The 13,675-nt window shown below is 61.5% G+C and carries 14 protein-coding genes; 8 read left to right on the top strand and 6 right to left on the bottom strand.

Translation table 11 applies throughout. From position 1 onward, the window contains the following. Positions 1 to 44: 44 nt before the first annotated feature. Both AC1D1J_RS08400 and AC1D1J_RS08395 read right to left on the bottom strand, forming a co-directional pair. A complete protein-coding gene (locus tag AC1D1J_RS08400; RefSeq protein WP_477687299.1) occupies positions 45 to 761 on the bottom strand; it encodes a DsbC family protein in 717 nt (238 codons plus the stop codon). Positions 762 to 788: 27 nt separating this feature from the next. Then, positions 789 to 1,910: an FAD-dependent monooxygenase gene (locus AC1D1J_RS08395; protein WP_477687300.1), complete on the bottom strand. Its 1,122-nt coding sequence runs from the start codon at positions 1,908 to 1,910 to the stop codon at positions 789 to 791. A gap of 93 nt (positions 1,911 to 2,003) precedes the next feature. Here AC1D1J_RS08395 and AC1D1J_RS08390 point away from each other — a divergent pair, with 93 nt between their 5' ends. Continuing rightward, positions 2,004 to 2,915 (top strand): MOSC domain-containing protein, encoded by a 912-nt coding sequence (locus AC1D1J_RS08390; RefSeq protein WP_477694392.1) that lies wholly within the window; start codon positions 2,004 to 2,006, stop codon positions 2,913 to 2,915. Here AC1D1J_RS08390 and AC1D1J_RS08385 read toward each other — a convergent pair. Then, on the bottom strand, positions 2,900 to 4,750 hold the full coding sequence (locus AC1D1J_RS08385; protein ID WP_477694391.1) for a sensor domain-containing diguanylate cyclase: 1,851 nt from the start codon (positions 4,748 to 4,750) through the stop codon (positions 2,900 to 2,902). The genes AC1D1J_RS08390 and AC1D1J_RS08385 overlap by 16 nt on opposite strands. 64 nt (positions 4,751 to 4,814) lie before the next feature. On the opposite strand from AC1D1J_RS08385, the gene ychF reads away from it, so the two are divergent. The 3 genes from ychF (at position 4,815) to AC1D1J_RS08370 (ending at position 7,234) form a co-directional block, all read left to right on the top strand. Further along, positions 4,815 to 5,906 carry a redox-regulated ATPase YchF gene (gene ychF, locus AC1D1J_RS08380; RefSeq protein WP_477694390.1) on the top strand — a complete coding sequence of 364 codons (1,092 nt, stop codon included), beginning with the start codon at positions 4,815 to 4,817 and terminating at the stop codon, positions 5,904 to 5,906. Positions 5,907 to 6,098: 192 nt separating this feature from the next. After that, on the top strand, positions 6,099 to 6,455 hold the full coding sequence (locus tag AC1D1J_RS08375; RefSeq protein WP_477694389.1) for a RidA family protein: 357 nt from the start codon (positions 6,099 to 6,101) through the stop codon (positions 6,453 to 6,455). Between the two features lie 41 nt (positions 6,456 to 6,496). Further along, on the top strand, positions 6,497 to 7,234 hold the full coding sequence (locus AC1D1J_RS08370) for an rRNA pseudouridine synthase (protein ID WP_477694388.1): 738 nt from the start codon (positions 6,497 to 6,499) through the stop codon (positions 7,232 to 7,234). Positions 7,235 to 7,261: 27 nt separating this feature from the next. On the opposite strand, the gene AC1D1J_RS08365 is transcribed toward AC1D1J_RS08370, so the two are convergent. After that, positions 7,262 to 7,744 (bottom strand): YqaA family protein, encoded by a 483-nt coding sequence (locus AC1D1J_RS08365; RefSeq protein WP_477649934.1) that lies wholly within the window; start codon positions 7,742 to 7,744, stop codon positions 7,262 to 7,264. Between the two features lie 143 nt (positions 7,745 to 7,887). Here AC1D1J_RS08365 and dusB point away from each other — a divergent pair, with 143 nt between their 5' ends. Genes dusB through purH form a run of 3 tightly spaced genes read left to right on the top strand, consistent with a single transcriptional unit; the run spans position 7,888 to position 10,851 of the window. Next, positions 7,888 to 8,976: a tRNA dihydrouridine synthase DusB gene (gene dusB, locus AC1D1J_RS08360; protein ID WP_477694387.1), complete on the top strand. Its 1,089-nt coding sequence runs from the start codon at positions 7,888 to 7,890 to the stop codon at positions 8,974 to 8,976. After that, the gene (locus AC1D1J_RS08355) at positions 8,973 to 9,209 is read left to right on the top strand and encodes a Fis family transcriptional regulator (RefSeq protein ID WP_348047983.1); all 237 of its coding nucleotides are present in this window, start codon (positions 8,973 to 8,975) and stop codon (positions 9,207 to 9,209) included. Before dusB ends, AC1D1J_RS08355 begins: the two co-directional genes overlap by 4 nt. A 58-nt stretch (positions 9,210 to 9,267) precedes the next feature. Then, positions 9,268 to 10,851 carry a bifunctional phosphoribosylaminoimidazolecarboxamide formyltransferase/IMP cyclohydrolase gene (purH, locus tag AC1D1J_RS08350; RefSeq protein ID WP_477687307.1) on the top strand — a complete coding sequence of 528 codons (1,584 nt, stop codon included), beginning with the start codon at positions 9,268 to 9,270 and terminating at the stop codon, positions 10,849 to 10,851. Between the two features lie 239 nt (positions 10,852 to 11,090). Here the strand turns inward: purH and hemL are convergent, their stop codons facing one another. Both hemL and thiD read right to left on the bottom strand, forming a co-directional pair. After that, positions 11,091 to 12,431 (bottom strand): glutamate-1-semialdehyde 2,1-aminomutase, encoded by a 1,341-nt coding sequence (gene hemL / locus AC1D1J_RS08345; protein ID WP_477694386.1) that lies wholly within the window; start codon positions 12,429 to 12,431, stop codon positions 11,091 to 11,093. Further along, positions 12,412 to 13,377, bottom strand: a complete 966-nt coding sequence (gene thiD, locus AC1D1J_RS08340; protein WP_457281040.1) for a bifunctional hydroxymethylpyrimidine kinase/phosphomethylpyrimidine kinase — start codon at positions 13,375 to 13,377, stop codon at positions 12,412 to 12,414. Before thiD ends, hemL begins: the two co-directional genes overlap by 20 nt. Before the next feature lie 82 nt (positions 13,378 to 13,459). Here thiD and AC1D1J_RS08335 point away from each other — a divergent pair, with 82 nt between their 5' ends. After that, positions 13,460 to 13,633, top strand: a complete 174-nt coding sequence (locus AC1D1J_RS08335) for a rubredoxin (RefSeq protein WP_092131853.1) — start codon at positions 13,460 to 13,462, stop codon at positions 13,631 to 13,633. Positions 13,634 to 13,675: the final 42 nt, after the last annotated feature.

The following is a 13,675-nucleotide window of genomic DNA, read 5'->3' as shown; positions in this document are numbered from 1 at the left end:
GTATGGCTTGGTGGCGTATTTTTTAAATAAGTACGCTTGAGCCGTCAGGGGGCTTTTGCGCTTGACAGCATTTTCTCGACTTCCTGCGCACTGACCGCGCCGGGTGCGCGGGATCCGTCGGCAAAAATCAGGGTGGGTGTGCCGGTGATGTTGTACTTCTGGCCAAAGTCCCTGTTTCGCTTGATGGCTGCGATGTCGCATTCGGCCGTTGCAGGCGTGGTATTGCGAAGCATCCAGTCGTTCCAGGATTTTGCTTTGTCCCTGGCGCACCAGATATTGCGCGACTTGAGGATGGAATCCGCCCCAAGCACGGGGTACAGAAAGAGGTAGACCGTGACGTTGTCCACATTGGTCAGGTCGCGTTCAAAATGCTTGCAGTAGCCGCAATTGGGATCTTCGAACACTGCCAGCTTGCGTTTGCCATCGCCGCGGACAATCTTGAAAGCGTCAGCCAAAGGAAGTTTTTCGAAAGCAACCGCGCTGAGCTTGTCGATGCGCTCCTCGGTCAGGTTTTTGCGGGTTTTCACATCCAGCAGGTGGCCTTCCAGCAGGTAGTTGCCCTGCTCGTCGGTGTAGAAAATGTTGAAACCGACGCGTACCTCATAGAGGCCGTTCATCGGTGTCTTGCTGATCTCATCGATTTTTGCAAAAGCCGGAAATTTCTCGGACAGGTTTTTTCGGATGACGGCTTCCTGCGCAAAAACAGGAACCAGGCCCAACGCCGCCAGGCTGAGCACGCCGATCAATTTCGCGATTTTCATTTCAGTACCAGTCTGTTTCTCAGTCGTTCATAAACCTGCGGCTTGCCGCGTCAGCCAGGCCTTGAGCAAACCGCTGCGCTCAAACCCCCTCATGCCCCAATTGCGCAGGGCCTGCCAGCGCCCATCGGTTTGCGCAAAAATGCCGTGCAAACCGTCGGTGACCGCGCCCATTGCCGCTACGTCGGCCTTGCGGGCCCTTTCGTAGCGCCGCAACAGTTTTTCATCACCCAATCCGCGCCAATACTCACGTTGTGAAATCACCCCGGCCAGGCAAGCCGCATCGGCCAGGCCCAGGTTCAAGCCTTGACCGGCCAGCGGGTGCACCGTATGCGCTGCATCGCCTGCCAAAGCCCAGCCGGGGCCGACCCAGTGCCCGGCGCTGGACAGGGCAAGCTGCCAGCTTGCCCGCTCGCTTGTCAGGCGCAGGTTGCCGGTCTCTTCGCCGCACACGGCCTTGAGGGTGTTACAAAACTCTTCCGCGGGCATTTTTTCGAGCATGGCGGCCCGCTGTACAGGGACAGACCACACCAGCGCCGCCAAGTTCCCGTTGGCACCAGATAAAGGCAAAAGAGCCAGTATGTCGCCGTGGGTAAACCACTGGCGGGCAATGCCGCCATGGGGCTTGTCCAGCTCAAGCCGTGCCGCGACGGCCTTTTGCGGATAGGGCTTGATGGTCCAGTTGACCGGCCGGATCTGGGCGAACTCTTCACGGCTGGCGCTTTTCTGGCCTTCGCAGATTACGTTGAGCGCGGCCTTGGCAGGCGCGTCCATCGTCTCGATTTGCGGCTGGTAGCGAACCGCCTGGCTCAATTGATGCTCCAGCGCCGGGACATCCACAATCCAGGCCAGCGCTTCCTGGCCGACACTGCGCGCCGTGAAATCCAGCTTGCCGCCGTTGTCTCCCCAAACCTGCATTTCGACCACAGGCGTGGCGAAGGCCGCGTCGGGCCAGGCGCGCAGGGTTTCCAGCACGCTGCGAGACGCGCTGTTGAGGGCGTAGGCACGCACGTCGGGCATGGTGTGCATCCCCGGCGGCCTTTCAGGCCTGGTGACCAAAGCCACGCGCAGGCGCTCGCGCGCCAGCAGCAGGGCCAGCGTGCGGCCTACCACGCCATCGCCGCGAATACACACATCAAAGGTCTTGGACATGGCCCATTTTAGGAGGCAGGGCAAAATTGACGTTTTGGGCAAACAATTACTGCGCGGTTTCTGGCCGTGCATCTGAACCTAAAGGCTTGAAAAGTGAGCGATCCATTGAACGAAACATTACCGGCCGATGCACCTTCTGACCTCAGGGCCGTGATTTCACGCCTTTATGTGTATCCGGTGAAATCCTGTGCCGGCGTGCAGGTGCAGGATGCCCTCCTGACTGAAACCGGGCTGGAATTTGACCGTGCCTGGATGGTGGTGGACAGCAAGGGCGAGTTCCTCACCCAACGTGAGTTGCCGCGCATGGCATTGATCAGGCCCCAGCTGAGGTACCACGACATGGTGCTGCGCGCGCCCGGCATGCTGGCCCTTCACATTGCGCTGGACCAGGTGGAAGAACCGGTCCGCGTGCGGGTCTGGAAGGACGAAGTCCAGGCATATGACATGGGCGCCATCGCGGCCCAATGGTTCACCGACTTCCTGGGCCAGACTGCGCGCCTGGTGCGGTTTGACCCCGAACACAAGCGGGTTTGCAGTCCGCAATGGACCGGCGATGTGGAAGCGCTCAACCAGTTCAGCGACGGTTACCCGTTGCTGGTACTCAGCGAAGCCTCATTGGCGCATTTCAACGAAAAGCTGGTGGCTGCCGGCACCCCTGCGGTGGGCATGGAGCGCTTTCGGCCCAACATCGTGCTGGGCGATGCCGCCGGTGCTGACGCCCTGGCGCCGCACGATGAGGACCGCATTGAAGTCCTGCAGGTTGCCACGGCGCAAGGCGTGGTCCAGCTCAAGCCGGTCAAGCCCTGTCCGCGTTGCCCGATTCCGAATGTCGATCCCGCGACGGCTGTCAGCAGCCCGGAAGTGGGCGACATGCTGCAAACCTATCGCCAGGATGCGCGGGTGAACGGCGCGCTGACGTTCGGCATGAATGCCATTGTGCTGGCGGGCATTGACCACCAGCTCAAGGTGGGTCAGCCGGTGGGTGCGAGTTATCTGTTTGAATGACTCTTGACCGCCCGCAGGGGCGGCGGGGCGTGGGTGGCCGTGGACGCAGGGAGCGCCTCTGGCGCCTGCGGACCGCTTGAGAGGCTGTCCAGCGTTGATTCGGCGTCCAGCGGCATGGGGTGTGTCAACTCCGGCTCGAGAAAGCGAATGGGCCGGCGGGTGCGAGCCGCCATGCTGTGCAACAGGTCGGCCAGGGCCGTGGAAATTTCCTCATGGCTGCCAAGGCGCTCGCTCAGCAGCACGCCCGCGACATGAAATTGCAGAACGACCTCCGGTTTCAGGCCCTTGAGCGGCATGAGGCCGGCCGCGATCAAGCGTGCCGCCAGGTCGGTGACCGGTGGGCGCGATGCGACGCCTTCAAGGATGAGGCCGAAGCGCGCCTCGTCGATGCGCCCCACGGTGTTGACATCGCGCAGGATCCGGCGCAACTTGATCACGCTTCGCAGCAGGCTTTGCTCGGCCACCGCGGTGCCCCAGGTTTTCTTGATATACCGGTAGTTGACCAGTTCGATATACACCACGGCCGCCGGCTCCTTGTGGCGCTGTGCCCGGCCCACCACCTGCTTGAAGCGGTCGTGAAAAAGGTGTGCGGCAAGCAGGCCGGTGAGCGCGTCCTGGCTGGACATGGCCTGCTCGCGCGCTTCCACCGCGTGGCGCTCATGTGAACGCGTGTTCAGTGCCACCAGCAGCAGGGGCACTTCAATGGTCAGTGCTGCCATCAGGCCGTAATGAGACAGCCACGACAGGGAAAACAGGCCCAGGATGCTGATGACGGTGAGGAGCGTTACCAGCCCCAGCGGGGAGAAAGCCGCCAGTACCCAGAAACCCACGACATCGTGGCGTCGCCACGTCATGTAGGCCCGGCTTGTTCCCAGTGCGACAACGGCAACCAGGTAAGTCCCGAGGAGGCCTATGCCCAGGCCGCGCTCCAGCACGAGATAGGCCAGCGCCAGCGGCGCTCCGGCCATGCCTGTCCAGTAGGCCAGCCGCTCAAACCACTTGTGGCGTGAACCGGTGCCGCACAGGTGATGCACGACCAGCAGCGCCGAGCCGCCGCCCAGGATGGCGAGGAAGCCCTGCGCCATGTTGTTCCAGGTGCTGAAGTTGCCCCAGAGGAAATGGCCTGCCACTCCCGTCCACGCCGCTACGACGAGGGCCATGATGACGGCGTACACGGAATACCACCCATAGGCACGGTCGCTGTAAACCCAGCTCTGGGCAACGCAGGCAATGATCAACAGCACCAGTGCGCCAAATACCACGCCAATCGCGAGGTATTCCAGCTGAAGCCGCTGCGTCAGGTTGCCTCGCGTGCTGACCCGAACCGGAATGCTGACCTCGGTCTGGTGCTGTATGCGCACATACACGTCATGCACGCCGTTGTCCGGCAGGTTCAGGCGGAAATGCCCATAACGGCCAGGTTCTGGCCAGCTGGAGACCGGCACGGTGTCCCCGGCAGTTTCGGCAATCCACCCTCCCGACGGCGCACGCTGGTACACCGTCGCCAGGTCCAGCAGGGGCAGGGGAAACTCAAGCAACCAGTCCTGGCGCGAGCCGGATGACCTGGCAAAACGGTAATGCAGCCAGAGCGCTGCGTGCGGGCCGAGCGAATGCACCGTATCGGCAACCGAGGGGACGAACAAAGCCCCTGGATGGCCGCCGGCCAATTGGTCGATGCCGGCCTGGCCGTCGCTGTCAACCCATGTCAAACTCGCCGCTGCCACGTCCAGGGTCGGCTTGGCGTCGTTTAAAGCCACGATGGGCTGGGCCTGCGCAGGATGCGCCAGAACGCCCAGAAAACCGGCCAGCACAAAGGTGGCGAATGCCTGCCACAAAGCGCTCCAACCCCGGCCGGGCGCGCATCGAATACACTTCTCAGCCTGTTTTTGAAGGTTTCTCATGAGTTTGAAGTGCGGCATTGTAGGCTTGCCTAACGTCGGTAAATCCACCCTTTTCAATGCGTTGACCAAAGCGGGGATCGCGGCTGAAAACTACCCCTTTTGCACCATTGAGCCCAATGTTGGCATCGTGGAAGTGCCCGACCCGAGGTTGGCGCAATTGGCTGAAATCGTCAAGCCTGAACGCATTGTTCCGGCGATCGTCGAGTTTGTGGACATTGCAGGCCTGGTGGCGGGCGCCAGTACGGGCGAGGGACTGGGCAACAAGTTCCTGGCCCATATCCGCGAAACCGACGCCACCGTCAATGTGGTGCGTTGCTTTGAAGATGACAACGTGATCCACGTTGCCGGCAAGGTGGACCCGATTTCCGACATCGAAGTCATCCAGACGGAGCTTTGTCTGGCCGACCTGGCCGCCGTTGAAAAAGCCCTGCATCGCGTAACCAAGACGGCCCGCTCGGGCGACAAGGAGTCTGTCAAGCTGGTTGCCATCCTGGAGAAATGCCAGGCCGCGCTCAATGAAGGCAAACCGGTGCGCACTGTGGACTTCAGCAAGGAAGAACTGCCGCTGCTAGGCCAGTTTTTCCTGATCACCGCCAAGCCGGCCATGTTTGTGGCTAACGTGGCCGAGGACGGTTTTGAGAACAACCCCTTCCTGGACCGCCTCAAGGCTTACGCGGCAGAGCAAAAGGCGCCGGTCGTGGCGATCTGCGCCAAGATGGAAGCCGAGATGGCCGACATGGACGAGGAAGACAAAAAGATGTTCCTCGCGGAGATCGGCCAGGATGAGCCGGGGCTCAACCGCCTCATCCTGGCGGCGTACAAGCTGCTGGGCCTGCAGACCTATTTCACCGCGGGCGTGAAAGAAGTGCGCGCCTGGACCATCCACGTGGGTGACACCGGCCCGCAAGCCGCGGGCGTCATTCACACCGACTTTGAAAAGGGCTACATCCGCGCCCAGACGATTGCGTTTGCCGACTTCATTGCCTACAAAGGCGAGCAGGGCGCCAAGGATGCCGGCAAGATGCGCAGCGAAGGCAAGGAATACGTCGTCAAGGATGGCGACGTGATGAATTTCCTGTTCAGCAGCTGAGTTGCAGGGCCCCGGCTCGCCTGAGGGGCCGGATTTGCTGCGCGGCTTGAACATCACGGTGGCGGCATCATGGAAGAAGTCGCGCCACAATACCTCACGACGGCCCGCACCATCGGGTGGCGGTCCCGTTGCCTGCTTGCCAGAGCAGGCCATCCCCCTGAAACCCTCGCTTTGAGAAAGAAAGAGAACACCATGTCCATCCAGCGCATCGAAACCGGCCCACGCATGTCCCAGGCCGTTATCCATAACAAGACCGTTTACCTGGCAGGCCAGGTGGCCGGCAACGACGCCGGCTCCGGTGTATACGAACAGACCCACAGCATCCTGGCCAATATCGACCGCCTGTTGGCAGCAGCCGGTAGCGACAAATCGCGCCTGCTGAGCGCCACCATCTGGCTGACCGATATGGACAGCTTCGGTGAAATGAACCGTGCCTGGGAAACCTGGGTGGTGCCCGGCGCCACACCCGCGCGTGCCACGGTCATGAGCCCGCGCCTGGCTGCGCCGCAGTACCGCGTGGAAATCGGTGTGGTGGCGGCCCAAGGCTGATCTCTCATCCACGCTTGACCCGCCATGAAGGCCACGCCGCGATGACAGAACCCGTTCGCCTTGCCAAGCGTCTGGCAGAAATGCTGTCCTGTTCACGCCGTGAGGCCGAGCAGTACATCGAAGGCGGCTGGGTCACTGTTGACGGGGTGACTGTCGAAGAGCCCCAGTTCCGGGTGTCGGACCAGGCCATCGTGCTGGACAAGGATGCGAGCCTGCTGGCGATGACGCCGGTGACTTTGCTGCTGCACAAGCCGGCCGGCCAGGACGCGAGTTCCGATGGCGGCGCGGCGCAGGTGGCCCGGTTGCTGTCGGCCGCTACACAATCGCCCGACGACCGCTCCGGCATCCGGCCGCTCAAGAAGCATTTCTCCACGGTGGAACTGGTGACGCCGCTGGCAACACCTGCCAGCGGATTGGTCGTGCTGACGCAGGACTGGCGCGTGGTGCGCAAGCTGCGCGAAGATGCGCGCGTGATGGAGCATGAAGTGATCGTCGATGTCAGCGGTGACATCAAACCCGGCGGGCTGGACCGGCTGAACCGGGTGGACCACGGGTTTACCTTCAGGGGTGTTTTGTTGCCGCCGGCCAAAGTGAGCTGGCAAAGTGAAAAGCGCTTGCGCTTTGCCCTCAAGGGTGAAGTCCCGGGGCAGATTGCCTACATGTGCGAGAGCGTCGGCCTTCAGGTGCAAGACATGAAACGGCTGCGTATCGGCCGTGTGGCGATGAGCCAGCTGCAACCCGGTCAGTGGCGCTACCTGCTGCCACACGAACGCTTCTGATCCTTCTTCTGATTCTTCTTCTGATGCCTATCCGGTCACCACGCCCGGAAAGGCCCAGATCAGGCTGCCGGTCATCAAAAAGTAGCGCAAAAATTTGCCGACCGCCATGTAAGCCAGGCAGGGCCAGAACGGAAACTTGAGCCAACCCGCGACCGCGCACAGCGGGTCTCCGACCACCGGCAACCAGGCCAGCAGGCAGGCTTTCGGGCCGAGTGTCTCCAGCCATCGGACCGCACGGCCGTGGTGCGATGAATGCTGGTATTTGTCCACCACCTTGTGGGCGCCGTAACCCATCCACCAGTCGAGCGCGCCGCCCAGCGTATTGCCTGCAGTTGCTACCAGCACTGCGGGCCAGAACATGGCGGGGTTGAGCTTGACAAGGCCGAAGACCACCGGCTCCGAGCCCAGCGGCAACAGCGTGGCCGAGATGAAGGAAACCACAAATACCGTGCTCAAACCGTATTCGGGCAGGGCCAAAAGTTCTATCAGGCGGTGAATCCAGGCTTCCATATATCTATTTGAGTATAGGCAAGGCGGGCCAGCCACCGTGTCAGGAAGACGCTTACAACTCCGTGTGCAAATTTCAATTGCTGAAATTTTGGGCAGGTACAATCGTGCCTCCTTTTTCAGCAACCTCGCAGCGCTCACTTCCCATGAACATCGGCCCCTACGCTTTGGCAAACAACCTGTTTGTCGCGCCCATGGCCGGTGTCACGGACAGGCCGTTCCGCCAGCTCAGCAAGAAGCTCGGCGCCGGGTATGCCGTCAGCGAGATGGTGACGTCTCGCCGCGACCTGTGGAACACACTGAAGACCTCACGTCGCGCCAACCACGAGGGTGAGGCCGCGCCGATCGCTGTGCAGATCGCCGGCACCGACGCGCAGATGATGGCCGAAGCCGCCGCCTACAACATTGACCGCGGCGCGCAGATCATCGACATCAACATGGGCTGCCCGGCCAAGAAGGTCTGCAACAAGTGGGCGGGCTCGGCGCTGATGCAGGACGAACCCCTGGCGCTGCAGATCGTGGATGCCGTGGTGGCCGCCTGCGCACCGCGCAATGTGCCGGTCACGCTCAAGATGCGCACCGGTTGGTGCCAGGCCGAAAAGAACGCCCTGGCGATTGCCTATGCCGCCGAAAGCGCCGGCGTGCAGATGATCACGGTGCACGGCCGCACGCGCGAGCAGGGCTACAAGGGCCATGCCGAGTACGACACGATTGCTGCCGTGAAAGCCGCTCTGCGCATTCCGGTGGTGGCCAACGGCGACATCACCAGCCCTGAAAAGGCCCGCGATGTGCTGGCTTACACCGGCGCTGACGCCGTGATGATCGGCCGTGCAGCGCAGGGGCGTCCGTGGATTTTTCGCGAGATTTCACATTTCCTTTCAAGCGGCACGCATCTTGCGCCGCCGCTGGTGGCGGAAGTCGAACGCCTGTTGCTTGATCATTTGCATGACCATTACGACTTGTACGGTGAATACACCGGTGTGCGCACGGCGCGCAAACACATCGGCTGGTATGTGAAGACCTTGCCAGGGGGTGAGGCGTTTCGCGCGCAGATGAACCTGCTGGAAGACTGCGAAGCGCAACTGAAGGCGGTGAGTGCTTTTTTTGAGGGGCTGGGGGCGCAGATGGACCGGATTCCGGCCGCTGCCGTCGAGGTTGATGACGAGGGCGTGCGTGCGCAGGCATGGGCGGACAAAGATAAAAATCAGGAAAATCAGGAAGAAGCTGCTGCATGAGCAAAAAACATATCGAAGAGTGCGTACGCACCAGCCTGGAAGGCTATTTCAAGGACCTGCGTGGCACCGAGCCCGACGGCATGTACGAGATGATGGTCAAGGTGGTGGAAAAACCGCTGCTGGAAGTTGTCATGCAGCATGCCGAGCAAAACCAGTCGCGCGCCGCCGAATGGCTGGGCCTGAACCGCAACACCCTGCGCAAGAAGCTGGTTGAGCACAAGCTCATCAAATAAAAACACGCTCCCATGGTCCGGCCCTTTCGCCGGCCATCCTCCTTTAGAGAAGACAAAAATGAACGCACTGATATCCGTTTCGGACAAAACCGGCATCCTCGAATTCGCGCAGGCGCTGCATGCCCTGGGCATCAAGCTGCTGTCCACTGGCGGCACGGCCAAGCTGCTGGCTGACGCCGGTCTGCCGGTAACCGAAGTCGCCGACCACACTGGTTTTCCGGAAATGCTCGACGGCCGTGTCAAGACGCTGCACCCGAAGATTCACGGCGGCCTGCTGGCCCGGCGCGATGTGCCGGAGCACATGGCCGCGCTGAAAACCCACGGCATTGACACCATCGACTTGCTGGTGGTCAATCTTTACCCGTTTGAGTCCACCGTCGCCAAGCCCGGCTGCACGCTGGAAGACGCGATTGAAAACATCGACATCGGCGGCCCCGCCATGGTGCGGTCGGCGGCCAAGAACTGGAAAGACGTTGGCGTGCTGACCGATGCCTCGCAGTACGAAGGTGTGCTGGCCGAATTGAAAACCGGCGGAAAGCTGACCGACAAGACCAAGTTCGCCTTGTCGATAGCGGCATTCAACCGCATCAGCCAGTACGACGGCGCGATCAGCGACTATCTCTCCGGCATCCAGGCCGACGGCAGCCACGGCATGTTTCCCGGCCAGGCCAACGGGCGTTTCGTGAAGGTGCAGGACCTGCGTTACGGCGAAAACTCGCACCAGCAGGCTGCTCTGTACCGCAACCTGTACCCGGCACCCGGCTCGCTGGTCATGTCCAAACAGCTGCAGGGCAAGGAACTCAGCTACAACAACATCGCCGACGCTGACGCCGCCTGGGAATGCGTCAAGAGTTTCGACCTGATCAAGGACGGCGCTGCCTGCGTGATCGTCAAACACGCCAACCCTTGCGGCGTGGCGGTCGGCAAGGACGCTCTCGAGGCTTACAGCAAGGCATTCAAGACCGATCCGACCTCGGCTTTTGGCGGCATCATCGCGCTGAACTGTCCGCTCGACGAGCGCGCCGCGCGCGAGATCTCCAAACAGTTCGTCGAGGTGCTCATCGCGCCGGCCTTCAGCCCTGAAGCGCTGGAAGTCTTCAAGACCAAAGTCAATGTGCGCATTCTGCAGATCGACCTGCCGCCCGGTGGCGACACCGCGTGGAAGCAGGGCCGCAACCTGGTGGACGTGAAAATTGTCGGCTCGGGTTTGTTGATGCAGACGGCCGACAACCACGAACTCGCCATCGGCGACCTGAAAGTCGTCAGCAAAGCGCAGCCGACGCAGGAGCAACTACACGACCTGCTGTTTGCGTGGAAGGTCGCCAAGTACGTCAAGTCCAACGCGATCGTCTTCTGCAAGGACGGCATGACGATGGGCGTGGGCGCCGGCCAGATGAGCCGCATCGATTCAGCGCGTATCGCGTCGATCAAGGCGGCCAATGCCAACCTCACGCTGCAGGGCTCAGCAGTGGCGAGCGACGCTTTTTTCCCTTTCCGCGACGGTCTCGACGTGGTGGTGGACGCCGGCGCGGCCTGCGTGATCCAGCCCGGTGGCAGCATGCGGGATGACGAGGTCATCGCGGCAGCCGACGAGCGCGAAGTGGTGATGGTGCTGACCGGGGTCCGGCATTTCCGGCATTAAGTCACGTTTTAAGGGTTTTTGATCGATAGCCCAATAGGGACGGGCGCGAGCAGCTATCAAATTGATAGCGTAGTACGTCTCTTTTCCCTCTCGGGGTAATAGGTCAGGGGCGGCGCAAGAACACTTCCGCGCCTTGAACCCCTGCATCAACGTGCGGCCGCTATTGATTTAATAGCTGCTCGCGCACGCCCTGATTGGGCTAAAGCCCGAATACTGCAATGTATGGTCAGGGACGCTGCCTAGCCGGCGGCAAAGAACTTCGCCGCCGCCGCCACCGTCGCTTCGATGTCCGCGTCCGTATGCGCTGAACTCACAAAGCCCGCTTCATACAGCGCCGGCGCGTAATACACCCCGCTGTCCAGCATCGCATGAAAGAAGCGATTGAACGCAGGGCTGTCGGTCGTCATGACCGTGGCGTAGTTCTGCGGCAGTTGGCCGAGCAGGAAAAAGCCGAACATGCCGCCTTCGCTGTCACCGCAAAACGGCACACCGGCCTTGCCGGCAGCCTGTGTGAGGCCAGCGACCAGGCTGCGGGTTCGGGCCCCCAGCGCTTCGTAAAAGCCGGGTTTGGCGATCTCGCGCAAGGTTGCCAGGCCGCAGGCGGTGGCCACGGGGTTGCCTGACAACGTGCCTGCCTGGTAGACCGGGCCCAGCGGTGCCAGTTGCTCCATCACGGCGCGCGTGCCGCCAAAGGCGGCCAGCGGCATGCCGCCGCCTATCACCTTGCCCATGACCGTCATGTCGGGCTTGAAGCCGGGAATGCTGCGGGCGTAAACGCTCTGGGCGCCACCCAGCGCCACGCGAAAGCCGGTCATGACCTCGTCGAACACGAGCAGTGCACCGTACTGAGTGCACAGCTCGCGGCAGCGCTTCATGAAGGGGACGCTGGCGCGCACAAAGTTCATGTTGCCGGCGATCGGCTCGATCATCAGGCAGGCAATGTCCTTGCCGTGCAGGGCGAAGGCTTCTTCAAGCTGGGTGAGGTGGTTGTACTCGAGCACCAGGGTGTGCTGCACCACTTCGGGCGGTACGCCGGCGCTGGTCGGGTTGCCGAAAGTGGCCAGGCCTGAGCCGGCCTTGACCAGCAATGCATCGGCATGGCCGTGGTAGCAGCCTTCAAATTTGATGATCTTGCTGCGGCCCGTGGCGCCGCGCGCCAGGCGGATCGCGCTCATGGCGGCTTCGGTGCCGGAACTCACCAGTCGCACCATTTCGAGCGAAGGCACAAGGCGCACGATTTCTTCGGCGAGCTCCACTTCACGCTCGGTCGGTGCGCCGTAGGAAAAGCCCTCCAGCACGGCTTTTTGCACGGCTTCTACGACCGCCGGATGTCCGTGGCCCAGGATCATGGGACCCCAGGAACCGATGTAGTCGATGTAACGCTGGCCGTCCGCATCCCAGAAGTAAGCCCCCTGGGCGCGCTGGATAAAACGAGGCGTGCCGCCTACCGCCTTGAAGGCCCGAACCGGGGAGTTGACGCCGCCGGGGATCAGTTTTTTGGCGCGCTCAAACAGCGCGTTGTTGCGGGAAAGTTCGGCGGAAAGGGGTTTGGCAGGGGGCTTAGTGTTTGGTTGTTCCATTGGGGGGCAGGTCAATTTCAGTCTTCAAAACCAGGGCGGCGTCATCGCCAGTCTCGGCATCGGCCGCTTCGTCTTCGGATTCATCGACATCAGCCTGTGCCCAGAACAGGCGGTCCGGCACGATATTGCCCATGCCGGGATGAAAGCCGGCATCCAGGCTGTGGTCCAGGTAAGTCAGTGCCTCGGAGGTGGCCGCCTGCAGGTCATGGCCGTTGGCCAGCAGTGCGCAAAGGGCCGCAGACAGCGTATCGCCTGCACCGGCAAAGACCGCCTCGAAACGTTCGAATTTCTCGCTGTAAAGCACGGCTTGCGGCGTGGCCAGCACGTTGTCGATGAACTGGTCGGGCATGGGGATTCCGGTGACCAGCGTGTAGGGAACACCCAGGTCGGCGGCGGCCTTGGCAATGTCCCGAGCCGAGGGATTGCGCTCCCCGGACCAGTCCGGCAGCAGCCAGCGCCACAGGCTGCTGTGGTTGCCGACCAACACTGTGGTTTGCGGCAGCATCAGCTCGCGAAAGGCGTCCAGATAGCTGTCGATTTCGCTTTCTTCCCACCACGACAGGTTGGGCATATAGGCGATCAGCGGCACATCGGCATAGTCCGAGGCGATCTCGGCAATGGTGCTGATGTTCTCGGGGCTGCCGACAAATCCGACCTTGATGGCGGATACCGCCATGTCTTCCAGCGCCGAGCGGGCCTGGTCGGTTACAGCCTCTTCGTCGAATGAAAAATGGTCGAAAATTTCGGCCGTGTCGCGCACATAAGCACCTGTTACAACTGCCAACGCGTGGGCTCCGGCAGAGGTGATCGATGCAATATCCGCAGTCAGTCCGCCCGCTCCGCTGGGGTCGTTGGCGTTGAATGTCATGACGCAAGCCGGCGATGCGTCGGTATCCTCGATTTGGAGTTGTCGGCTGTCCAGTTGAGGATTTTTGGGGTTTGCCATAGGCTGCGATTTTGCCTTGTACGCGAATAAGCAACGCCGCCTCGATACAATTGTTGCATTCTATTCGAAGGCAACTTAAGCTGTGACTCAATCAATGACGTGGATGTGTTTAATTTGTGGGTGGATTTACGACGAAGCTGCCGGTGCGCCCGAACACGGGATTGCCGCCGGGACGCCATGGGCGCAAGTGCCCATGAACTGGACCTGTCCCGAATGCGGAGCCCGCAAGGAAGACTTTGAAATGGTTCAGATTTAAGCGTCTTAGGCACTTGCCTGGACAATCGCAGGCCGGCAGTTG

This window comes from Polaromonas sp. P1_F8 (assembly GCF_056405635.1).
This window is presented reverse-complemented; position numbering and strand designations above follow the sequence as displayed.

Excerpts from the sequence above, each read along its gene's own strand:
- AC1D1J_RS08375 (WP_477694389.1), top strand. The coding sequence starts at position 6,099 with ATGTCCATCCAGCGCATCGAAACCGGCCCACGCATGTCCCAGGCCGTT.
- AC1D1J_RS08395 (WP_477687300.1), bottom strand. The coding sequence starts at position 1,910 with ATGTCCAAGACCTTTGATGTGTGTATTCGCGGCGATGGCGTGGTAGGC.
- ychF (WP_477694390.1), top strand. The coding sequence starts at position 4,815 with ATGAGTTTGAAGTGCGGCATTGTAGGCTTGCCTAACGTCGGTAAATCC.
- thiD (WP_457281040.1), bottom strand. The coding sequence starts at position 13,377 with ATGGCAAACCCCAAAAATCCTCAACTGGACAGCCGACAACTCCAAATC.
- AC1D1J_RS08370 (WP_477694388.1), top strand. The coding sequence starts at position 6,497 with ATGACAGAACCCGTTCGCCTTGCCAAGCGTCTGGCAGAAATGCTGTCC.
- hemL (WP_477694386.1), bottom strand. The coding sequence starts at position 12,431 with ATGGAACAACCAAACACTAAGCCCCCTGCCAAACCCCTTTCCGCCGAA.
- dusB (WP_477694387.1), top strand. The coding sequence starts at position 7,888 with ATGAACATCGGCCCCTACGCTTTGGCAAACAACCTGTTTGTCGCGCCC.
- purH (WP_477687307.1), top strand. The coding sequence starts at position 9,268 with ATGAACGCACTGATATCCGTTTCGGACAAAACCGGCATCCTCGAATTC.
- AC1D1J_RS08365 (WP_477649934.1), bottom strand. The coding sequence starts at position 7,744 with ATGGAAGCCTGGATTCACCGCCTGATAGAACTTTTGGCCCTGCCCGAA.
- AC1D1J_RS08400 (WP_477687299.1), bottom strand. The coding sequence starts at position 761 with ATGAAAATCGCGAAATTGATCGGCGTGCTCAGCCTGGCGGCGTTGGGC.
- AC1D1J_RS08355 (WP_348047983.1), top strand. The coding sequence starts at position 8,973 with ATGAGCAAAAAACATATCGAAGAGTGCGTACGCACCAGCCTGGAAGGC.